The sequence below is a fragment of the Sebaldella sp. S0638 genome (assembly GCF_024158605.1).
Lineage (GTDB): Bacteria > Fusobacteriota > Fusobacteriia > Fusobacteriales > Leptotrichiaceae > Sebaldella.
Genome location: NZ_JAMZGM010000004.1, coordinates 23,325 through 46,069, shown reverse-complemented (window position 1 = coordinate 46,069; position 22,745 = coordinate 23,325). Strand labels below are relative to the sequence as shown.

General features: G+C 33.6%; 23 protein-coding genes. 7 read left to right on the top strand and 16 right to left on the bottom strand.

Annotated elements, in window-relative coordinates; all coding sequences use genetic code 11:
- Positions 1 to 132: 132 nt before the first annotated feature.
- Complete coding sequence (locus NK213_RS02335) at positions 133 to 873, top strand: NADPH-dependent oxidoreductase (protein ID WP_253346338.1); 741 nt, start codon at positions 133 to 135, stop codon at positions 871 to 873.
- 126 nt (positions 874 to 999) lie between these two features.
- Here the strand turns inward: NK213_RS02335 and NK213_RS02330 are convergent, their stop codons facing one another.
- Both NK213_RS02330 and NK213_RS02325 read right to left on the bottom strand, forming a co-directional pair.
- Positions 1,000 to 1,533, bottom strand: coding sequence for a hypothetical protein (locus NK213_RS02330; RefSeq protein ID WP_253346337.1), 534 nt, complete (start codon positions 1,531 to 1,533; stop codon positions 1,000 to 1,002).
- A 39-nt stretch (positions 1,534 to 1,572) separates the two neighbouring features.
- Entirely contained in the window at positions 1,573 to 2,409 is an 837-nt protein-coding gene (locus NK213_RS02325) for a hypothetical protein (RefSeq protein WP_253346336.1), read from the bottom strand.
- Positions 2,410 to 2,784: 375 nt separating this feature from the next.
- Here NK213_RS02325 and NK213_RS02320 point away from each other — a divergent pair, with 375 nt between their 5' ends.
- On the top strand, positions 2,785 to 3,687 hold the full coding sequence (locus NK213_RS02320; RefSeq protein WP_253346335.1) for a VirK/YbjX family protein: 903 nt from the start codon (positions 2,785 to 2,787) through the stop codon (positions 3,685 to 3,687).
- Positions 3,688 to 3,783: 96 nt separating this feature from the next.
- On the opposite strand, the gene NK213_RS02315 is transcribed toward NK213_RS02320, so the two are convergent.
- The 5 genes from NK213_RS02315 to NK213_RS02295 form a co-directional block, all read right to left on the bottom strand.
- Entirely contained in the window at positions 3,784 to 4,761 is a 978-nt protein-coding gene (locus NK213_RS02315) for an LD-carboxypeptidase (RefSeq protein WP_253346334.1), read from the bottom strand.
- A 155-nt stretch (positions 4,762 to 4,916) separates the two neighbouring features.
- Positions 4,917 to 5,285: a hypothetical protein gene (locus NK213_RS02310; protein WP_253346333.1), complete on the bottom strand. Its 369-nt coding sequence runs from the start codon at positions 5,283 to 5,285 to the stop codon at positions 4,917 to 4,919.
- Positions 5,285 to 5,746 carry a hypothetical protein gene (locus NK213_RS02305; protein WP_253346332.1) on the bottom strand — a complete coding sequence of 154 codons (462 nt, stop codon included), beginning with the start codon at positions 5,744 to 5,746 and terminating at the stop codon, positions 5,285 to 5,287. Before NK213_RS02305 ends, NK213_RS02310 begins: the two co-directional genes overlap by 1 nt.
- 194 nt (positions 5,747 to 5,940) lie before the next feature.
- Positions 5,941 to 6,315, bottom strand: a complete 375-nt coding sequence (locus NK213_RS02300; protein ID WP_253346331.1) for a pyridoxamine 5'-phosphate oxidase family protein — start codon at positions 6,313 to 6,315, stop codon at positions 5,941 to 5,943.
- A 164-nt stretch (positions 6,316 to 6,479) separates the two neighbouring features.
- Positions 6,480 to 6,974 carry an Rrf2 family transcriptional regulator gene (locus tag NK213_RS02295; protein WP_253346330.1) on the bottom strand — a complete coding sequence of 165 codons (495 nt, stop codon included), beginning with the start codon at positions 6,972 to 6,974 and terminating at the stop codon, positions 6,480 to 6,482.
- A gap of 220 nt (positions 6,975 to 7,194) precedes the next feature.
- On the opposite strand from NK213_RS02295, the gene NK213_RS02290 reads away from it, so the two are divergent.
- The 4 genes from NK213_RS02290 to NK213_RS02275 all read left to right on the top strand — a co-directional run bounded on the left by NK213_RS02290 (position 7,195) and on the right by NK213_RS02275 (position 11,703).
- On the top strand, positions 7,195 to 8,592 hold the full coding sequence (locus NK213_RS02290) for an L-cystine transporter (protein WP_253346329.1): 1,398 nt from the start codon (positions 7,195 to 7,197) through the stop codon (positions 8,590 to 8,592).
- 162 nt (positions 8,593 to 8,754) lie between these two features.
- Positions 8,755 to 9,486 (top strand): class I SAM-dependent methyltransferase, encoded by a 732-nt coding sequence (locus tag NK213_RS02285; protein WP_253346328.1) that lies wholly within the window; start codon positions 8,755 to 8,757, stop codon positions 9,484 to 9,486.
- Positions 9,487 to 9,503: 17 nt separating this feature from the next.
- Positions 9,504 to 11,219 (top strand): proline--tRNA ligase, encoded by a 1,716-nt coding sequence (locus tag NK213_RS02280; RefSeq protein WP_253346327.1) that lies wholly within the window; start codon positions 9,504 to 9,506, stop codon positions 11,217 to 11,219.
- 73 nt (positions 11,220 to 11,292) lie between these two features.
- Positions 11,293 to 11,703, top strand: coding sequence for a hypothetical protein (locus NK213_RS02275; RefSeq protein ID WP_253346326.1), 411 nt, complete (start codon positions 11,293 to 11,295; stop codon positions 11,701 to 11,703).
- Positions 11,704 to 11,746: 43 nt separating this feature from the next.
- Here NK213_RS02275 and NK213_RS02270 read toward each other — a convergent pair whose 3' ends face one another.
- The 7 genes from NK213_RS02270 to NK213_RS02240 form a co-directional block, all read right to left on the bottom strand.
- Positions 11,747 to 12,280: a hypothetical protein gene (locus NK213_RS02270; protein WP_253346325.1), complete on the bottom strand. Its 534-nt coding sequence runs from the start codon at positions 12,278 to 12,280 to the stop codon at positions 11,747 to 11,749.
- 134 nt (positions 12,281 to 12,414) lie between these two features.
- On the bottom strand, positions 12,415 to 13,164 hold the full coding sequence (locus NK213_RS02265; protein ID WP_253346324.1) for a KDGP aldolase: 750 nt from the start codon (positions 13,162 to 13,164) through the stop codon (positions 12,415 to 12,417).
- Between the two features lie 96 nt (positions 13,165 to 13,260).
- A complete protein-coding gene (locus NK213_RS02260; RefSeq protein ID WP_253346323.1) occupies positions 13,261 to 14,358 on the bottom strand; it encodes a DgaE family pyridoxal phosphate-dependent ammonia lyase in 1,098 nt (365 codons plus the stop codon).
- Between the two features lie 42 nt (positions 14,359 to 14,400).
- Positions 14,401 to 15,519 (bottom strand): amidohydrolase/deacetylase family metallohydrolase, encoded by a 1,119-nt coding sequence (locus NK213_RS02255; RefSeq protein ID WP_253346322.1) that lies wholly within the window; start codon positions 15,517 to 15,519, stop codon positions 14,401 to 14,403.
- Positions 15,520 to 15,639: 120 nt separating this feature from the next.
- Positions 15,640 to 16,653, bottom strand: a complete 1,014-nt coding sequence (locus tag NK213_RS02250; RefSeq protein ID WP_253346321.1) for a PfkB family carbohydrate kinase — start codon at positions 16,651 to 16,653, stop codon at positions 15,640 to 15,642.
- A gap of 24 nt (positions 16,654 to 16,677) precedes the next feature.
- Positions 16,678 to 17,769, bottom strand: a complete 1,092-nt coding sequence (locus NK213_RS02245; protein WP_253346320.1) for a DUF871 domain-containing protein — start codon at positions 17,767 to 17,769, stop codon at positions 16,678 to 16,680.
- A 70-nt stretch (positions 17,770 to 17,839) separates the two neighbouring features.
- Entirely contained in the window at positions 17,840 to 19,144 is a 1,305-nt protein-coding gene (locus NK213_RS02240) for a PTS sugar transporter subunit IIC (protein WP_253346319.1), read from the bottom strand.
- Positions 19,145 to 19,422: 278 nt separating this feature from the next.
- Between NK213_RS02240 and NK213_RS02235 the strand changes: the two genes are divergently transcribed.
- Positions 19,423 to 20,490: a replication initiation protein gene (locus NK213_RS02235; RefSeq protein ID WP_253346318.1), complete on the top strand. Its 1,068-nt coding sequence runs from the start codon at positions 19,423 to 19,425 to the stop codon at positions 20,488 to 20,490.
- A gap of 312 nt (positions 20,491 to 20,802) precedes the next feature.
- Here the strand turns inward: NK213_RS02235 and kduI are convergent, their stop codons facing one another.
- Together kduI and kduD are read right to left on the bottom strand one after the other, a co-directional pair.
- The gene (gene kduI, locus NK213_RS02230; RefSeq protein WP_253346317.1) at positions 20,803 to 21,633 is read right to left on the bottom strand and encodes a 5-dehydro-4-deoxy-D-glucuronate isomerase; all 831 of its coding nucleotides are present in this window, start codon (positions 21,631 to 21,633) and stop codon (positions 20,803 to 20,805) included.
- 40 nt (positions 21,634 to 21,673) lie between these two features.
- Positions 21,674 to 22,453, bottom strand: coding sequence for a 2-dehydro-3-deoxy-D-gluconate 5-dehydrogenase KduD (gene kduD, locus NK213_RS02225; protein WP_253346316.1), 780 nt, complete (start codon positions 22,451 to 22,453; stop codon positions 21,674 to 21,676).
- Positions 22,454 to 22,745: the final 292 nt, after the last annotated feature.

Below are 22,745 nucleotides of genomic sequence, written 5' to 3'. Positions count from 1 at the left end.
CACTAAATATATACCCCATTTTTTATTAATTGTCAATAATATACTTTACATATAAAATAAATTTTTACTGTAATTGACATTCAGGGTAAAAAATAGTATCATTTTGTACATACACGAAAAGGATGTGATAAAATGACTGAAACAATAAAGATTATGGAAAATCATAGATCCATAAGAAATTTTACAGATGAACCAGTATCCGAAGATATGATAGATGCAGTAATAAACGCTGCGCAGCATGCCCCTACTTCTATAAACGGACAAGGAATAAGTATTATTGTCATAAAGGATAAAAATACAAGGAAAAAAATGGCTGAACTTACAGGCGGTCAGGCTTGGGTGGCACAGGCTCCGGTATTCTTAATTTTTATTGCTGATTTATATAAAACAAGTATCGGTGTAAAAAATGCAGGATATGAACAAATTATCCATGAAAGCGTCGAAGGTATGATGGTGGCATCTGTAGACGCCGGCATAGCTCTCGGCACTGCAATAACTGCTGCTGAATCACTTGGCCTTGGAATAGTCCCTATTGGCGCAGTAAGGAAAAATCCCCAGACCGTAATAGATCTTCTCGATCTTCCGGAATACACTTTTCCTATGGTTGGTCTTGCTATAGGAAACCCAAAAGATCATTCAAAACAAAAACCGAGAATGGATATCAAAGCGTTTCGTTTTGATGAAAAATATGATAAAGACAGACTTCCTGAATTAATAAATAATTATGATAAACAAATTGCCAAATATCTGGATGAAATTGGAAGAGAGCAGGAGAAATCATGGAGTAACTTTGTTGCTAATGCGTATAAAACGGTTTATTTCCCTGATGTGTATCCTACAGCTTTAAAACAGGGATTCAAATTTAATAAATAAACAGATCAGCCTTAAATATGGAGGATTTACAAATAAAGGGACCGTATCAAAAATGCAGTCCCTTTTTTATTATATCACTAATCCCGTTAACTTAAAAGTATCATTATTATACTTATTTTACTCTATTTACGCCAGTTCACAGTCGACAAACTGAATCTTTTCACCATTTTCATCAATATATGATAATGCCAGATAGTCAAAACCGTTGCAAACAACATCTTCCCATGACATTTTGCTGCCGTCTGCCAAAACCACATCTCCGTTTTCATCAAATTCATAGTCTTCTTTCTCATCTTCATAATCAATACTGTAACCTAATTCTAAAATAATTACCGAGGCTGGAATATCCAGCTTTTTCAAATCTCTGTTTTGGATCTGTTCCTCTGTATATACGTCGCAGAACATATTATCATATCCGTGCTTTGTACCGTCAAAAATCAATATTTCTTCATTTGTTTCAGGATCTCTGGCAGTAATTTTTCCGGGAGCAAAATCAGTATCTACAATATAATCACGCTCTTCACCGGTTACCGTATACATATCCCCGTAATACCATATTTTAAGCAATTCATTACCAGCAGCTGAGGAGATAGTCATAATTGAGAAGTCCTTTTCTTCATAGTTTTTCACATTATTTTTCAAATATACAGGAATCTTCATTTTCACACCTCTTCTATTTATCTTCTGTTATCATTCAGTTTATTCTTCGGTTTTTACCTTTATCCACTTATTAAATTCTCTTGTACTGCTTATATTTTCAAAAATCATATCAAATGAAAGATTTAATTTATTATCTTTAAATATAAATACTCTGTCCTTAGCTTCTATGCTGCATCCTTCCCCTTTAGTTTCCGAAGGAATTTTTATATATGTACGGGCTTTATTCTCCAGAATCTTTATATTATTAATCCCTGAAACACTTGTATCCGGCACAAATTCTCCCAATACTGTATCTTTCTCACTATCAATATTTATTTTTTTATACTTAAGTTCACTTATAAAAGACTCATAATCTTCGGAAATCTTCAATTCCAAGCCATTGCCTATCTTTAGTATACTTGTAAATTCCGCCGCAGGATCAGGCTTTACAGAATAACTGTATCCATGTCCGTCATACCCGGTCATTCCATTTTCCAGATAGTAAGCAATAAAGCCAAAATCTTCATAGTTCATTTTATTTTTCATTATCAGTTTTTCTGCTGTTGTTGTATCACACTCTGTTGTTACCCCCATATAAATTACCGGACCGAATTCATATGAAAGTTTATCTTTCATTATATATCCGTCTACACTTTCTAAATACTTCCCATTATCATAATATTCAGCTCTTGAAGAAATTTTTACCCACTCACCCTCTGTTTTCTCAATATAAACAAAAGTATTATTCTTTAATTTTGCTCTTATTTTCGCACTGTTGTTTCCGCTTTCCTTTACTTCTGTGTATCCTCTTGTATCTTTTATAATGCCATATTTATAATTCTCCGCAAAAAGCGAAAAAGATACTAAAAATACCAGAAAAACAACTATTTTTCTCATAATATGCTCCTTTAAAATAAAATTTTCAATTAATTTTATACTATTTACCAGTTTAAGTCAATTTTATTTATTCTGCGATATTTTTTTAAAATACTGCAAAATAAAGACTATTGTTTCATAAAACAATTACAATGCTTCCGGTAAAAAATTGATTCTTTTGTGTATTTTTTTTATTTTTTGCGTCGCAAAATTGTCTTTTTGTTCTGTCAATATTGTCTGCAACTGTACTATATTATATAATTTCATATAGAAAAATCTGTAAAAAGAGTACGTTTAATATAAAAACATAAATTTCCATATACAAAAGAGTAAGAAATTTTTGTTTCATAGGTACGCAGTTTTTTCAAACTTAATTATTTATCAAAGGAGTAACATATGAAAGTCATTAAATATTATTTTAAAATTCTGAATAAGAAAAGCCAAATATTACATACCAAAAAAGAAAAAGCAAAATTTATTCTTAGAAGTCTCACTTCTTTCCCGCAGCATTACAAATTAATAAATTTTATACTCTCACATGAATATCTTGTAAATACAGAGTTCAAACATAAAGCATTTATTACAAAACTTCACAGACCATACCTGTATAAAAATCTTAGTGCAGAAAAAAAAGTAGAAGCATTCGTAGATAATTATACATTTATTGACAAGGTTTTTCCCGACTCCCTGAAAACAAAACTTTATAAAGATAGAATTGCTGAAATTGCAGCATTTGATGTTCAAAACGGAAAAAAATATACTATTGACCTGATTATGTACAGCGAATACGCTAAAGAAGGTGAGTTAAGCTTAAAAATCAAAAATGAAGATAATATACTTCTTGCCACATTAACATTCAGTTTTATCCGCGGTAACACATATGAGGTATTTATAGGCGGCATTCAGGGATTAAAGAAAGAAATGGATCATACTCTTATAAAAGACGCAACAAAAAATTTGTATGGTGTTTTCCCCAAGAAAATTCTAGTCGAATCATTATATATGTTTCTTGATGCTTTGGAAATTAAAATGGAAAAAATCTGTGTCGGAAATAAACAGCATCCTTTTAATACTTTGAGATATAAAACAAATATAAAAATTTCCGCAGATTATGACAGTTTCTGGGAGAGTCTTGAAGCTGAAAAACTGAATTCAGGATTATGGAAGCTTCCACAGCAGATCACAAGAAAAGAATTAGATGAAATTCCAAGTAAAAAAAGAAGCCTTTATAAAAAAAGATACACCATGCTAAATGAAATCGAAGAAAAAATATATGTTACATTAAGCCTGACAAACTAAAAAAGCCTTTGACATAAAATATTAAATTTAAATTTACTTTCTTAAATTAGTTAAAAACAGAAAAAGTCCAAAAGTCCTTTTTCTGTTTTTTATTGTTTATTTTACAGTCCCGCCTACTATTTCTATTTTTCCGGTATCAGTATTTATCTTAGCTTTTGCACCTATGGGAACAGTAACAAACGGTCTCATATGACCTGAACTAAAATTACTTACCACAGGTTTTTTCAAACTTCCGAAACTGTCATAAAATACTTCCTGAAGCGGCATATCCTCAGGTGCTTCCTGATTTGCCTTAGTAAAACTTCCCAGTATTATTCCGCTTGCATCATCAAATTTCCCTGCGAGCTTTAACTGCTGAAACATTCTGTCCACTCTGTAAGTGTATTCTCCCACTTCTTCAATGAATAAAATTTTCCCTTTTGTATCTATCTCATATTTTGTCCCAAGAGAAGCTACTATCAGCGAAAGATTTCCGCCTACTATTTCTCCTTCTGCTTTTCCGCTGCTTATTATTCTGAGATCAGCTCCCAGATAGTCAGAAAGAACATATGATTCCTTATCTGACATTATTGTGTCAAAAAACGAAATTCTTGTTATATCATCAAAATTAGTATAATTGGAACTCATCGGCCCGTGAAATGTCACAAGACCTGTTTTCTGAGTAATTGCCATAAGCAGAGTGGTAATATCGCTGTAACCAACGAATATTTTCGGATTTTTCCTTACTGCGTCAAAGTCAATCATATCCAGAAGACGTATGCTTCCATATCCTCCCCGTACACAAAATATAGCCTTCACTTCTTTATTCTTAAACATGTTATTTATATCTTTTGCCCTTACTTCATCAGAACCGCCGAAGTTATACCATTTTGAGTAAAATGAATCACCAAGAATAACTTTAAATCCTCTTGCTTCAAGGTCTTTTACCATTGTATCAGCTGAAGCCCCGGAATAATTCGCAGGAGCAATTACACCAATAGTATCTCCGTATTTTAATGCCTGTGGCTTTACCATACCGTCTCCTAAAATAATTGAAGTAAATAAAACTAATAAAAACAAAACTTGTCTTTTCATATTAGAGCACCTTTTTCCTTTATCTGTATTATTTTTTACATTATATTTAGATATATTTTATCATATCCGCCACATAAAGAGAAATTAATATTTCACATATTTTGATCTATCTTTTAAGTCGACATTATAGTTTCCGCTTAAAATCAGCTGCTGTTTTAGCACTCTTCCCAACTATTTACCCAAAAGAAAACCTTATCTCTAAGCGGCCAGAATAAAGTAATAACAGGCCTGAAAAATGACCATATTTTCAAACGTATTCTCATATTCTCCTGTTTTCTTTTCTTTTCGTCAAAATCATCAATAAAGTAAGTATAAATATCGAGACCATTGGAATAAAGCTTTTCTCCAAGAATTTCCTGGAGTCCAGCCCCGAATTCATCATCAAGTCCATATTTCTCGACATCTATAATTAATTCGTAATCATTTCTCCTCATATTATAATATAGAAGTATTTTTAAATCTTCATATTTATTTTGTAACTCTGCTATAGCATTTTCAGTTGCTTTTATTAATTTTCTCCCCATCACACATCTTCCCTTTCTTCTTTTATAATTCCGCAAATTTCTAGAATAGTCTCATAAATATTATTGAACATCAAAAGAGTTTTCTTTAAATAATTAACATTATTTATTGTTAGCTTTCCCTCTTTATAGTCTGCAATATTTCTGTATCTGCAGCATAGTTCCAATCTTGTAAATACCTCTTTCATCTCTTTTTCTATTTCTGAATTTGGATGATATTTTTCAAAAATAAAAATAAGAATCTGATTTTTCACCTGTTTTATCACTGACTGATGCGAATCTTTTTTAATGCCGATATTTCCCGCTACCCCCTTATAAATATAAGAAACCCGTATAAACATAGAATAATAATATCTGCTGACCGCTGAGTTATTGTACTCTTCCCGGTGAGAATATATCCCCACTTTTTCAAATTCTGCTGATTTACTTTCCAGACACATTCTCGTACTTTTATATAATATCATCCGCCCCTCTCCCCCATAATTTCATTAAATTATTTTTAAATATAACATACAAAAAACCACTTGTCAATACAAAAATTTCAATATAAAAAAACCTGATATATGTAAATAATATCAGGATTTAAACACCTTTTTATTTTTATACTTTTTTATACAAAAAATACCCTATATTTCAGATGAAATATATAAAAAATAAATTAAATTGTCTGTTTCAAATTTTCTACACTTATTTCAAGCACTCTGCTCAAAAAAGGAAATTTTTCTTTCATCATATCGAATTCTTCTCCTGAAGTAAGGTACTTTGCTGTTCCTTCTATAACGAATCCTGTTCCCTGATAATCTTTATAGCCCAGAACCTCTTTACTTCCCAGAGTTAATATCACCTTATTGTTAGCCTCTATATTTTTCTGCGTTTTTCTCATACCCGCAGCAGGAATAAGCAGTTTATTGTCACCGCTCTTTACCAGATAACTGTTCCATGTATTTACCACATGAACATTTCCCTCTGACCATGATGTAATAGAAACTACTCCTTCTTTAGTAAGTACCTCATTGAATTTTTCATTAAACATATTTATTCCTCCTCATTTTGAATTATCGACAAGTTTTATCCGTAATTATTTCGAAAAAAAATCAGATTTAAATTTGAAGATTAGGTATTATTGAAAATAAAATATTTTCACAGCTGTTTCTATTTTTATTTATCCATAGTTCCGGATATGAACATGGTAAAATACTATCCGTTAAACCAATCTGCAGTTAAATCCTGATATTCTTTTGTAAGCTTTTTTTCAAGCTTTTCTGTGAGCCATTTCAGATTTTTATCTTTTAGATATAATTCCATCTGCTTTTCAGCATCAAGCATTACATCATTTATAAGACAGTCCACTTTTCCGGGACATTCTTCTTTTGCACCTTTTTTATCATGCAAGGCACATGTTCCTATAATATTCTTGCAGCGAAATATCTGCTTTTCACCTTCTACCGCCTGAACCACATCCCAGAATGATATATCCAAAGAATCCTGTGCCAGCTGATAGCCTCCGGTAACTCCCGGTGATGCCTTTACTATACCGCTTTTAGAAAGCTTAGTAAAAATTTTGGACAGATATGTTTCAGATATACCCTGAAATTTAGCTAATTCTTTCACTGTCAAAACCGGCTTGATCGACGGTATCGCCAGATAAATCAGACAATGCAGAGCATATTCCACTCCTACACTGTATTGCATATTACCAACTCCTAATTACAGACAACTATTATCTGTAATTAATTTAACACAATTGTACCGCATATGTCAAGAGTTTTTTATTTTTAATATTTTTGGCAGTTAAATATCAGTTTTTACATTTGTATATTCAAAAAAACTTGAAAAATTAAAAAAAATATTCTATACTACTTATAGACTTTAACATTACCAATAAATATATTTTTATGGAGGAGGATTCTTTATGGATTTCAAACTGATAATAAATATTATCGGATTAATAGTTTTAATCTTTGTATTATATAAAATGCAAAAAAAGCACCTCTCATTTACTAAAAGGGTGTTTGCAGCACTTGGTCTGGGGATTGTTTACGGGCTTATACTGCACTATGTGTACGGACCTAACTCTGACACAATCAGCGTTACAAAAGACTGGTTTAACATAATAGGTTCCGGTTATGTAAGACTTCTTCAAATGATAGTTATGCCTCTTATAATGGTTTCCATCACTTCGGCAATCATTAATCTTAAAGATAGCAAACAGCTCGGTAAAATGGGCGGAACTATTATAGCGACTCTGCTGATTACAGCTGCTATTGCAGGTTTAATAGGAATTATGGTTTCATTATTTTATAAACTCGATGCTACGGGAATGCTTCAGGGAAGCGCAGAAATGAGCAGAGCCGAATATCTTCAAAACAAACTCGGCGAGGCGAATTCTTCATTCCCGCAGAAAGTTCTGGATTTTATCCCGACAAATCCGTTTTTGGATATGACAGGAGCCAGAAACACATCTACAATAGCCGTGGTCATTTTCTCAGCATTTGTAGGTATCGCAGCTCTTGGTATACAAAAGAAAAAACCAGAGTCTCTTGAGACTTTCAGAAATATCGTTAATTCTGCACATGATATAGTTATGAGAATGGTTACGCTTGTATTGAGACTTACTCCTTACGGTATTCTTGCCCTCATTACGAATGTACTGGCAAGCAGTGATTTCCTGCAGATTGCAAAACTGCTTAAGTTTATACTGGCATCTTACACTGCATTGATAATTATGTTTATAATACATATGATTATTCTCATGTTATTTAAGCTAAATCCTATCATTTATATAAAAAAGGTATTCCCTGTTCTTACATTTGCATTTACTTCAAGAACAAGTATGGGAGCAATACCTCTGAATATAGAAACACAGACTAAAAAACTGGGAGTATCACAGGGAATTGCGAATCTTTCTGCTACATTCGGAGCTTCTATAGGACAAAACGGATGTGCTGCTATATATCCCGCTATGCTGGCAGTTATGATTGCACCTACTGTAGGGGTAAATCCTTACAGTATCGGCTTTATAGCTAAATTGATTGTCATTATTACCATAAGTTCTTTCGGAGTAGCAGGAGTTGGCGGAGGAGCGACATTTGCAGCGCTTATAGTCCTTTCGTCTTTAGGATTCCCTGTAGGGCTGGCTGGTCTGCTGATTTCCGTGGAACCGCTTATAGATATGGGAAGAACTGCATTAAATGTTAATGACTCTATACTTTCAGGAGTTGTCACAGGAAAAATGCTGCACGAACTGGATACGGACATGTATAATGATCCTGCCCTTGTTTCTGTAGAAAGTGACGAAGCACACGCATAAAATCTGAGATTATATATAATTTCCCTGTACACATCCGGTTTTCTCCGGATTCTGTGCAGGGATTTTTATTTTTCTTTGTTAAATAAACGTTTTACTATAATTGAAGAATTTGGTATAATATCAGGTACAAAGTTTTGTATTTTCACAGAAAGGAGATGCCTTATGGCTAATTATTATGACAACGAAGATTTTTTCAGCGGCTACATGGAAATACGCAGTCAGGAAATGAACTATAATAATTGTATTGAAGAACCACTTATGCTAAAGCTCGCAGGGGATGTTTCCGGCAGAGATATTATTGATATCGGATGCGGCACGGGAGAATTATCCTCAAAGCTGGCCCAGACAGCTGATTCTGTACTAGGTATAGATATTTCGCATAAAATGCTGAATGCTGCAAAAGAAAAAAACAGCGGTTCCAACATTGAATACAAAGAATTATCCATGGAAAATATAGGAACACTTAACAGAGAATTCGACTTAGCTGTTAGTTCACTGGCATTTCATTATGTTGAAAATTTTGAAAAACTGATTTTGGATATTTCAAAGCTGTTAAGAAAAAGAGGGAGTCTTATCTTTTCTCAGGAACACCCCATGGTTACAGCGAATAAAGAATTAAAAGACTGGATCAATGATCCGGAAACAAAGAGCCGCTGCTGGCCTGTGAGCAATTATAATGAAGAAGGCGTAAGATACGAAGACTGGTTTATAAATAATGTAAAAAAATATCACAGAACCCTGTCTACAATAATAAATACCATAATTAAAAATGGTTTTGAAATTCTGGAAATTGCTGAAAGCCGTGCAGACGACGAACTTATTTCCAAAAATCCAAAATTTTTAAACGGAAAAAATTTAGCACATTTTTTATTTATAAAAGCAAGAAAATTATAAAAAGAGAGGAAAAATATATGAGATTATCAAAAGCATTTGTAAAAACATACAAAGAAGCTCCGAAAGAAGCAGAAGTAATCAGCCATAAGCTTATGCTGAGAGCTTCTATGATAAAAAGACTTGCAAGCGGTGTGTATTCTTATCTCCCGCTCGGTAACAGAATATTAAAAAAAGTAGAAAACATAGTAAGGGAAGAAATGGACAAATCCGGCGCACAGGAAGTTTTTATGCCTGTTATTCAGCCTGCTGACCTTTGGAAAGAAAGCGGAAGATGGGTTGCTTACGGACCGGAACTTATGAGAATGAAAGACAGACACGAGAGAGAGTTTGCCCTTGGCCCTACACATGAAGAAGTTGTTACTGATATTGTGAGAAATGAAATAAGTTCATATAAAGATCTTCCTATGAATCTGTATCAAATTCAGACAAAATTCAGAGACGAAATAAGACCGAGATTCGGACTTATGAGAGGAAGGGAATTTATCATGAAGGATGCATACAGCTTTCATACTACTGATGAATCCCTTGATGTTGAATACCTGAATATGAAAACTACTTATGAAAATATATTTACAAGATGCGGATTAGATTTTAGAGCAGTAGAAGCTGATTCAGGATCTATCGGCGGAGATGTTACCCATGAATTTATGGTTTTGGCTGAAAGCGGTGAAGATGATGTTCTTTACTGTGATTCATGCAATTATGCCGCTAATAAAGAAAAAGCCACAAGTAAAGTGAATTTTACAGAGTCTGATGAAGAGGCAAAAAACATAGAGCTTGTGGAAACTCCCGCTGTATGGTCTATAGAAGATGTAGCTGCTTTCTTTAATATCCCTACAAGCAAAACTGTAAAAGCCATTGTTTTGAAAGAAGCTTTTGGTGAAAATGACAAATACTATATGACTTTGATAAGAGGAGATTTTGAAGTAAATACCGTAAAAGTAAAAAATCTGGTAAATGCAGCAGTGGAATTGGAAATGGTAAATGATTCCGACATGGAAAAACTTGGACTTATAAAAGGTTTTATAGGCCCTGTGGGTATAAATAACGAAAATATAAAAATAGTAATGGATGAAAGTGTAAAATTCATGAAAAACTTTACACTGGGACCTAATAAAAGAGACTATCACTACATAAACTCAAATATCAGTGATTTCAAATATGATATAACAGGTGACATAAGAGAAGCCAAAGAAGGGGAGACATGCCCAAGATGTGACGGAACTCTTAAAATTGCCAGAGGTATTGAAGTAGGTCACATATTTAAGCTTGGAACAAAGTATTCAGAAGCTATGAAAGCAAACGTTCTTGATGAAAACGGAAAACAGGTTACACTTAAAATGGGATGTTACGGAATTGGAGTTTCAAGAATAATGTCAGCTGCAATTGAGCAGAATTATGACGAGAACGGAATTATATGGCCTGTGAATATTGCACCATATGAAGTAGATGTTATAATTCCTAATATTAAAGACGAAGATCAGGTAAGGGTAGCTGAAGATGTTTACCAGCTTCTAAAAGATCATAATATTGATGTTATCCTTGATGACAGAGATGAAAGAGCCGGGTTTAAATTTAAAGATGCTGATCTTATTGGATTCCCGCTGAAAATAATTACTGGAAAGTCTATTGCAGAAGGAAAAGTAGAAGTAAAAGACAGAAAAACCGGAAATGCAGAAAATGTTGAAATAGGTTTGTTGCTTGATTATGTAAAAAAATATCTGGGAAAATAAATCTCTTGTTATTGCAGCCTGTTCAGCCGACAGATATTAAAAAATCTTTTAAAGATAGAAATAAGGAGTTTTTATGAGTATATTTGAAAAACTTTTTTCTAAAATGAAAAATTTGGATTCGGAAGAGGATTTTGTTACATCTGAATTAAAAAAAGAAAAAAATACAAATTCTAAAAATAATAATTCAAATTCCCAAAATATTTTTTCCAAGGAAGATATCGCTGAAGACGACAATAATAATATAAACATGGAAAACATAAGCGAACTTTTGAAACCTGTAATAGAATCTCTCGGTAACATTAATTCTGACAAAAATGTCTACGATATTAAATTTAATGATAATGATTTTAAAGATGTCCGGACAAAATATACCAGCACTTATATCATAAAGGACGGAAAGCGTGTTTATGAATCCAGTTCTGGTGACAGTGAAGTCGCTGAGGCCGTAAATGAACTTTTTGATAAAGTTTTCAATAAAAAATAATAAAAACAGAGCTGAAATAGTTTAAGTTCAGCTCTGTTATTTTTTACTCCAATTTATTTTCATTAAAAATCCTTATAAGAATCTGCTCTCTTTTTTCCAAATTTTTCTGATTCAGATATATTTCCTCAGCTAAATAAGAAGATAATAATTCAGGGGATTTTTTTATAATAAAAGCGTAAATCAGAGCTTCAAATACAATACTGATATCATAACTTCCATCAACACTGTATTCTAAATACTCCTCTTCTGACATACCAGCATCATTCAAAAAAATCGATAATTCATCTTCGTCGAATTCTTCTCCTGATATTTCATCTATCCACTTTGCAGTAAAATCTGATAAAAAAACCATATCTGATATTAAAAATCCGTATAAATCATTAAGAATTTCCTGATATGATCTCTTGAAAATTTCTGCTGTCGTATTTACAAAATCAGTAAGTTCATCAATCACCCAGTTTTTTCTTTCTATATCATCAGCCAGATTCCCGTAATAATCTTCTCTTGGCAGTAATATCTGAACCTCTTTCCAGATATTACAAAGTTTTTCCCCGAACAGAATATCTTCCAGACACATCAGCTTTCACTTCCTCGTACTTTAGTTTTTTTAATATATTTATATCATTACTTCTGGTTATTTCAAAATTTTTTTTACTAAACAAATCAAAATAAAAAGCCCGAATCAAATTTTCCATTCCGGGCTTTAAGTATTTAAACCATTTTTTTTATAATCTCATAAAGTTTCTTAACATCTTCTACTCTTGTAAGCCCTGTTTCCTTATCTATTATCGATCCGTATATATGAGGCATTATTCTTGGTATTTTGCTTTCCACACATACTTTCAGGATTTCCTCAAAGTTTTCAAGGTCTATTCCTCCTGTCGGCTCTATTAGTTCCAGACCGCCTCTTTCACTTGCCTTTACTACTTCTTTTAGTTCCTCTATTGATTTCAGTCCTCCCATTGGAAAAAACTTTACTGAATGTGCCTTCATATCTTTCAGCATTGCCACTGCTGTATCTACATCCACTATTGCAGGCTTTTCTTTCTCACTAAGCTCTCCTGTGTTTATCTTTACTTTCCCCGGCTCTCCAGTAGGACTCATTAACACGTTTATATACGTTCTGCCATACCCTTTCGCCTTCAAAGCTCCCGCTGCATATCCTGCCCCAGTAAATACCTGATTTACATGTCCTGGATCTGTCTCACACGATATTAATGCCGCTTTTTGAAACTGGCTCGGATCTCCCGCTCCAAGTCCTACAGATACTACTCCCAGTTCTTTCAGATATTCTTTTACCTCTGCCACTCCGTCTTCTATTTTGTCATAATTCTTTGATAAAAGGCCTACTACTACATGACCTTCCGCTGCTTCATATATTTCTTTTGCATTTGCCAGATCTTTTGCGAGTACGTTTAATGCCACTCTTCCTTTATAAAACTTTATTTTAGTATCAAGCATTTCTTTTCCTCCTGTGTTTATTTGAATAAGTACTTTCCCGGTTCATCTAAAAAACCAAATCAGGAAAGCACAGATTTTACTATATTTTTATTTATATCAGCCCAATATTTCCTCTATTCTCTTAAATATATTGCCTATTTCCTTTTCATCCACTGATCTCATATCAAAGTGTATTTTTCCCTGATTCTTATAATAATTTCTTGTATATATCGCAGGATTTCCGCTTTCCAGTTCATTGATCAGCTCTTCTGCATTTAGTTTTGTCTCTTTCAGCTTCATCTCTGTTCTGTATATCTCTCTTCCTGCTTCATCTTTTACCACCGATATTTCTGTCCCCTTTATTCCTTTCAGTTCCTCCGCCAGAAGCTCTGCCTTTTTCTTATTTTCCTGTTCTATTTTAGCTTCATCCTTTTGACTGTACTGTTCAAGCGCACTGAGGAGACTCATGATTACCCCTTTGTCCACTTTCATTGCTCTTCCTATTCCTTTATACTGAAGCTTACAATTCTTAATCAGTTCCTTTTTCCCTGTTATAAACCCTGAAGCCGGTCCTTCTATTGCCTTGGAACCGCTGTATATAACCATATCAGTTCCCATTGCCGCATATTTTTCCAGATCTTCCTCTGCTGCTGCATCTACTACTACCGGCAGATTATATTTCTTTCCTATCTCTATTGTTTTTTCCAGACTAAGCATGCCTTTCTGTACACTATGATGCGACTTTACATAAAATATTCCCACTGTATTTTCATTTATATTTCCTGTTATATTTTCTTCGCTTGTAAGGTTCGACTGTCCCACTTCCACCAGCTTACCGCCTCCAAGCTCTATCATTGTCTTTATAGGTGCACCGTAGTTTACCACATGACCTTTTTGTATAATTATCTCTCTTTTATCAGTATTTAGTATATGAAGGTTTTCTGCCATTGTCTGACTGTCTTTTGTAATAAGAGAAGCAGTAGCTATTGCTATTCCCGCAGAAGCAGAAGATGTAACGCAGCTTGCCTCAGCCTTTGTATAAGTGGAAACTATTTCTCCCGCCTTATTCATAAGGTCTTCCATTACTACGAAATTCTGGCTTCCTTCTTTGAATCCTTCTGTACTCTTATCTGATAATACAGACACTCCTAATATTGTCATTCTTCCGCTTGCATTTATTACTTTCTGCAAACCTATTTTTTCGTATATATTCACTTTTCCTCCTTAGAAACGGATAATAATCCTGTTATTGGCAAATTAATTCTGCTGTATACATTCATATACTTTCCCGCCTACTATACTGTATTTTCCCTTTACATACGGTTTCTGTTTCACAGTTTTATCCACAGAATCACTTAATTCCATATAATTATCCACCAATTCAAATATAGTAAAATCAGCCCTGAATCCTGTTTTTATTTCTCCTGTTTCCCCCAGCGAAAGTGCTTTTGCGGGTTCTCTTGTCAGCTTATCTATACAATCCTCCAGCGTGAGACCAAGATATAACATTTTATTCAGCGTGGTTATCTGGCTTTTTACAGGCTTATCTATATTTTTATCATAAAGATCCGTACTTAAAAAGTCAGGAATAAATCCTTCTTTTATACCTTTGGCGCCAGTATCAAATGAAAAGCTTGAATTTCCATGCCCTACATCAAAAAGTACCCCTCTTTCCCTTGCAGCCTTTGCCTCAGGAAGAATTCCGATTTCTCTAATCAGATTATTTACTTTATTGTGAAAACAATGCGTTATTATATCTCCTTTTTCCATGAGATTCAAAACCTCTTCTACTTTTGGAGGTGCATTTCCTATATGTACCATAATAGGAAGTCCCAGCTTTTTAGCTGTTTCTTTTGCTATCCTTATAGGCTCTATACCATTTTCACCTACTACAGAGCTGGAAGCCCTTGCTTTTATTCCTACTATAACACCCTTGTATTTTTCCACGGTTTCCTTTACCTTGTCAAACTCAATATTGGATAAATCAGCTAACTCGCTAAGGTTCATCAACCCGGGCGATGCTATATTCAAAAAGGCGTATACTCTTGTCTTTGCCTTTTTTATAATACGCTCATAAAAATCCTCAAAAGTATCAGCACCTGCTGTTCCTGCATCTACTACAGCAGTAACACCCTGTTCTATACCGACTTTGTCAGGATCTATTCCTATGGCTGTTTTCCCGTGATACACATGTGTATGTATATCTGTAAAACCAGGAGCCACTGCCAATCCTGCAATATCCAGTATTTCTTCATTCTCAAGCGGAACCAGTTCGTCTGCTATTTCCTTTATGAGTCCGTTTTCAATTCTGATATCCTTTCTGCTCATATGAAAACCATTGTTTTTGTCAATCAACACCCCATTCTTAATAATCATAAGTTTCCCTCCTTTATGTTTTTACAGTATTTTGATTAATAATTTTCAAAATACTCTCCCCTGTCTGCTGAGTTAAAACAAACAGAGACTAAAAAAAATTTTTGCTGCCAAAGAAGCCTTTTACCTTTTCACCTCACTAAAATTACCGTGAAGCAGTTCTTCCACTTCTTCCAATGCCGACACCGGAGTATCTCCGTATGTAGTATGTCCCAAAACAGCACTTGCTACTGCAAAATCAACCATTTCTTCAAGTTTTGCTTTCTTCAGATACTTATAAAGTATACCTGAAGTGTAAGCATCTCCTCCTCCAATTCTATCATAAATTTCAAGTTCTTGATATTCAGAAAAGTAAATTTTTTTATTTTTATATGCGAATCCCTTTAATTTTTGGGAGTTCAGACTTTTATTATCTCTTATTGTTCCTGACACAAGTTTTAGATCATACTTCGCTGCAAATTCCGGAATAAGATCTCTTAATATTTCTTCTATTTCCACATTTTCTTTTTCACTTTTTATACCGAATATATTGCTGATATCTTTTTCACTGGCAAAAACAATATCAGAATATTCTATTATTTTTTTATAATTTGGTATAGCATCTTCATATTTTTTCTTCCACAGTTTTTCCCTGTAATTACAGTCAAAAACAACCAGAATTCCTTTTTCTTTTGCTCTTTTGGCAAGGGAAAACATGGTATTTCTTACATCATCATTCATGGCAAGGCTTATCCCGCATAAATGAAGCATATCCACATTCTCCAGAATATCATCCATATTATAATCTTTCAGCTTTGATTTACAGAAAGAACTCCCTCTTCTGTCAGTGTATGTAACTACTGAGGGTCTCTTCCCAAAACCTTCCTCAAGAAAATATATTCCGATAAATTCTCCGCCCCTTGATATCTTTTCTGTATTTATACCAAGACTTTGTATCTGCGAGACTGCTGCATCCCCAAGCGGATTTGCCGGCAGTTTTGTAATCAGTTCTGTTTCCAGCCCGAATCTGCCAAGCTGTCCCATTACATTTAATCCTGTTCCGGAAAACATATATTCCAGCATATTTGACTGAAACAGTTTCTTTTTGCCGGGAACGCTGCATCTCATCATTACTTCTCCAAATGCTGCTACTTTCACTGACATCACCTTTTCTATATTATATTATTTTTTTTCTTTAAACTTAAAGTTTATCCACGGACCAATAAATGAAAGTAAAAACAATTCTTCTTCTATAACCTTGCCGGCTCTGTTTTTTCTGTTATCTGCCGGCATATCTTTTATTACTATCTGTGTTTCACCTTTATACTTGCCGAATTCATTATTTCCTATTACGATATCACCGTTTTTCTGCATATCGTAATTTCTAGCAGGAATATCAGCGCCTGTATATCTCTTTCTTACCTCTGTTGATCTTATCATATACTCGCTTATATCACCTCTTCTAAGATGATTTTCCTGAAAAAGTATTTTTCTCTCGATATCTGTTATACCATCCTCAAGTTCCACATCCAGTTCAAGAAGATAAGGATTCAGTTCGCCCAAGGCTTTCAGTTCCTCGTCACTTGCATAAGCATTCCCTATTACCACATCGTCTATCAGTCCTGTTGCCCACAAATGCTTTGCCTGAATGGTTACAGGAAGCCCTCTGTGCATTTCAAGGGTGCACAAGCCGTCATTTATACTCCACGGTCCAAAGTCCGCAGTCTGTGAAGAAATAAAAGCCGACGTTCTTATCCCTTTTTCCTTAAATCTTCTGCTGCAACTCAAAAAATATTCATATTCAAGCCCTGTATATTTCTGAGGATAAAAATTGTGACTTCCTATTAAGTTATCCTTATTAGGCGAATAACTCAGTATATTATTCAGATAATCTATATCATTACTCATATTGAGTTCTATTTTCAAATCTGTTTTATCATAAGTAAGCTGTGCTTCTTTCAATCCGTCAAATCCCAGATCAAGACGTATTCCCGCTGCACCGAGTTCTTTGAAAAAAGTAAGATCATTATAGCTTATATTTAATTTATCAAATACTGCCGGTGAAATATCAAGTATTACTTCCATTCCAAGCTTGTCTGCAAAATCAATTATTTCGATAAATTCCTTCTTTATCTCTTCCACAGGTTTGTCCACAGATAAGAGACATGTAAAAATTTTTCTAAAGCCGTATTTATGTGCTTTTTCTATATATTCCTTATCCCTTTCAGGCGTTGATTTTTCAGGGTATATAGATATTCCAAGTTTTCTTTTCATTTTTTCCTCCTGTAAATTACAAAATATATCATTGCGAAGGCAGATTTACACCCGCGCAATGATAGTCTTTCTATGCTTCTTCTGTTGTCTTGGCAGCAGCTTCCTGTTCAAGAAGCTGTTTTTCATACATTTTGAAGAAAGGATAATAGATAACCAGCCCTATAAAGAAGTTCACAAATACCAGAATACAAGCCATTACACTCCAGTTTGTACTTATCAAAGCTCCTATAGGTGCGGGAACTGTAAACGGCAGTTTTGCCATCATCATAGGTATCATCCCCACCCTTGTTAAAATATATGAGATTATTGTACATATTATCGGTACTATTATAAACGGTATTGCCAGAATAGGGTTCATAACTATCGGCGCACCAAAGATTACAGGTTCGTTTATATTAAAGATTCCCGGAAGCAGGGATAATTTACCCAGATCTTTTAAGAATCTTGATTTTGATATCAAAAACAGGAATACCAGAGGAAGAGTCATACCTGATCCGCCTATCCACAAAAACCATTGCAGAAACTGCTCAGTAAAAATATTAGGCAGGGCGTGTGCACTTGCACCTGCTGTAAATGCGTCCATGTTCTCAGCTATTGTAGCATCCCATATTGGTCTGATAATCGGACCGAGTATTGCCGGCCCGTGAATTCCCAATACCCAGAAAAACAGTATAAGGAAAACTGTTAATAATCCTCCGAGCAGTGAATTACCTGCGAGAATACCTTTTAACGGAGCAAGCAGTGTTGATAAAGCTTCACTTATATCAAATCCTAATAAGTGTCTTATTACCCAGAAAAGTAATATTATTGCTATTGCAGGAAATAATGCCGCAAAAGAGTTTGATACTGCGGGCGGAACACCGTCAGGCATTTTTATTACTATATCTTTTTCTTTAAAAAATCTATATATTTCCACTGATATTATTGCTGCCAGTATAGCTCCAAAAAGACTTGATGCACTTAATTTTGCTATAGGCATCCATCTTCCGGCTGCTATTACACCGTCTACACCTTTTGAAACCTGTGTCGGCACTACTGATGAGATAAGAAATCCTGCCACAGCAAGGAATCCTGATGTCAATTCATCCAAATTATAACTTTTTGCCAGCTGATGCGCTATACCAAAAGATACATATATCGACATTATACCTACTGTATATCTAAACGGTATATCCAGCGAAGCTTTAATAGGAGCTATCAGCTCATCATATCCCGGTATTGGTACATTCAGGAAAATTACAAAGAATGATCCCACGATAGTCAAAGGAAGCATTGATATTATCCCGTTTCTGACTGCTCTAAGGTGTCTCTGCCCGCCTATTTTATTAACAGCAGGTGCCACCCTTTCTTCTAATATTGTCATAATTTTACTCATAATTTTCTTTCCTCCCTAAAATTGTTTTTTTATTGGTTTGTAACACATCTAAAACACATTGAATTTTTATTCTACTCATGTTTTACCTCATTATATTTTTAAGTCAAATTCCCGTTATTTTTTCTGCCGTTTTCGTTTAAAATATTTTTTTTGCTTTCATCGTTTGTAACTAGGCAATAATAATGGTATAATATATAATAATTGAAAATCACATTATGCTGTTTTCGTGTACTTTTCAAAAAAATGTGTTTTTCCCAATCAAAAAACGAGGTGATTTAATGGAATTTTTTTATTACAATAACTATAAAATAAGTTTCGATAAATTTCTTTCTAAACATGAAAAAGTTCTAATAAAAAACTTTATACATAAAAAAATCGAAAAATACTCTGTTTCAGAGTTCCTGTCACAACTCGATGTAAACAAGAGTGAACTTCACACTATTTTAGACAAATTTCAAAAGAAAAACGTAAAAATCTATTTTAAGGAAGATATTTATTCATACATGTTTCTTTCAGGCTATGAAACTACCAGCAATATAGTAATTCTCCAGTTCAGCGACATGCTTAAAAATATTTCGCAAATGAATACTATCCCGGATTTTCAGTCTGTGATAACATTACAGGAAAAGTTTACCCTGCGTTTCTTCCTGAAATACTGTCAGGATATTAATGACAGCAAAAAAATGGAAATATCAGTGGAAGACCTGAAAGAATCTATTGAAGTGGATTCCTATTCCAGATTTTATGACTTTGAAAAATTTATACTAAAAACTATAGCCTCTGATATAGAAGAGAATACTCCTTACATCGTCTTTTATGACAAAATAAAGTCAGGAAGCAGTGTTAATAATAAAATAGTCAGTTTAAGCTTCATTATTACGAATAAAAATTTTTATGCCAATTCCAAATTTGCCATAGAACTTCTGGAAAAAACTTCACAGTACATAAACTTTAATACCGCTATTACCAAAATTACCGAATTGCTTGGTGTCTACCCTAAGGATATTATTCTGAACGGAATAAAAAATCTAGGGAAAAACCATACTATTGAGAATCATCTTGAAAATATAATAAAAGAACGTTTTTTCGAAAGCCGTTCTCTTTTAGTACATATAAAAGAAAAAGCAGATAATATTATCCTGCTTCAAAAAATACTGTTCACGGAAATGGAAAAAATAAAAGAAAGCGAGATTTTTGATGACCAGATAGTAAACAGCAGATTTAACAAAAAATTCTATATGATTAATATTGATAAAAAAATCTTCTTTGAAACTAAATCCATCAGAATAGAAATACTCGAGCTTTCAGATAAATTTTATGATATAAAAATATATAAAAAAACTTAGAAAGTATAAAAAACGTCATAATCTAATGATATTTTTACAATTGAATATTTATAAAATAATTTCCAATAAATCTTCCTCTAAATACTTTAAAAAAATTAATATATTCTTTTTTACATAAAAAAATGACAGGATTTCCTATTAAAAATACTCTGTCAAAAAATTGTGAAAAATAGTAAACTTTACAATATTCAAAAATGAATTTCCATAAAAAAATGGAATTTCCAAATTTTTGTAATTAAAACAGGACTGCTAAAAACAGAAATATTCTCCGTTTTTATACAGTCCTGCTATTAATATTTTAGAGGTAACAAACTATTTTAAATCTTCCATTTTTACTGCCTGCATATCACCATAATTAACGTTCTCCCCAACCATTCCCCATATAAATGTATAGTTGTGAGTTCCTACTCCTGAATGAATAGACCAGCTTGGAGATATTGCCCCCTGCTCATTTGCCAGTACCAGGTGTTTTGTTTCATCAGGTTTCCCCATAAAATGAAATACTCTTTGATCTTCTGGAAGATTAAAGTAAAAATATACTTCCATTCTTCTGTCGTGTGTATGACACGGCATTGTATTCCACATATTGTTAGGTTCCAGAATTGTCATCCCCATAAGAAGCTGACAGCTTTCGCATACACTTGGATCTATATACTTATATATTGTTCTTTTGTTTGAAAGTTTTTCGTCACCCATATGAGCCGGATTTGCTTTATTTATATCTATTTTTACAGTAGGATATTTTTTATGTGCAGGTGCTGAGTTCATATAGAACTTCGCAGGATCATTCTTATCAAGAGATCTGAAAACTACATCCTTAATTCCAAGTCCTATATACATTCCATCTTTAGGATTCAGCGTAAAAGCCTCACCGTCAAGAACTACTTCTCCTTTTCCTCCTATATTTATTATTCCCATTTCTCTTCTTTGAAGGAAATAATCAGTACCAAGAGCATCTCCCACTTCCAGTTTCAGCTCTTTTTCCACAGGAAGGATTCCTCCTGCTATTATTCTGTCTACATGTGAATATGTTAAATTTATCTCATCTTTTCCAAATACTTTTTCTATTAAAAACTTTTCTCTCAAAGTTTCTGTATCATAATTTTTTACATCATCAGGATGACTTGCATATCTTACGTCCATTTTTACTCTCCTTATATCATTATTTTTTTATAATTATATTTTATCTTACGAGCCATCCGCCGTCAACAGCCAGAATATGCCCTGTTACATAATCAGATGCCTTGCTTGCGAGAAATACAATACTTCCCATTAAATCAAACGGTTTTCCCCATTTACCTGCCGGTATTCTTCCCAGGATCTCTTTGTTTCTACCTTCATCTGCTCTGATAGGTGCAGTATTCGCAGTTTCTATATATCCCGGTGCAATTGCATTGACCTGTATATTCTTTTCGGCAAGTTCATTGGCAAAAGCTTTTGTTAATCCTGCCACACCGTGTTTACTCGCTGTGTAAGGCGGTACAAATTTCCCTCCCTGAAATGAAAGCATAGAAGCAACATTAATAATTTTTCCTCCGCCCTGTTTTACCATTTGCTTTGCCGCGTCCTGACTCAGATAGTACACAGCATTCAGATTTATATCCATAACTGCCTGCCAGTCTTCATCTTTGTACTCAAGCAGCGGAGCTCTTCTTATAGTTCCTGCATTATTAACAAGAACATCTATTTTCCCGTATTCTTCAACACATGCATTTACAGCTGCTGTTATCTGATCTCTTTTAGTAAGGTCTGCCTGAAAGAATTTTACTTTTGCTCCTTCGGCAGTGATCAGCTTTTCTGTTTCCTCCCACTCTCTGTCATAAGTTACTATAAATAAATCAGCTCCTGCTGTGGCAAGTGCTATTGCATAACCTTGACCTAGCCCTGTATTGGCACCTGTTATAAAAACGGTTTTCCCTTTCAATGAGAAAAAGTCCATTGAAAATCCTGTTAACCCTGACATTTCATCATCTCCTTATTTATTTTATTCTAAAATGTTGTTTATTCCTGAAATAACTGATATTACTTAATCTCTTTCAATCGTTTCGTATTATGAAACTAAGTTTCGTTTTTTATTTTGTAAAAAAAATTCATCTTTTACAATACTAGTATACATCATTTTATGTTTTTTCAAAATAATATATAATATATTAATAAATTATTTTTGATTCACAATATATATGATCAAGTTAATTCAGCCAATATAAATATTTTTATACATATGACTTACCAAAATATGCACACCTTGATAAAAT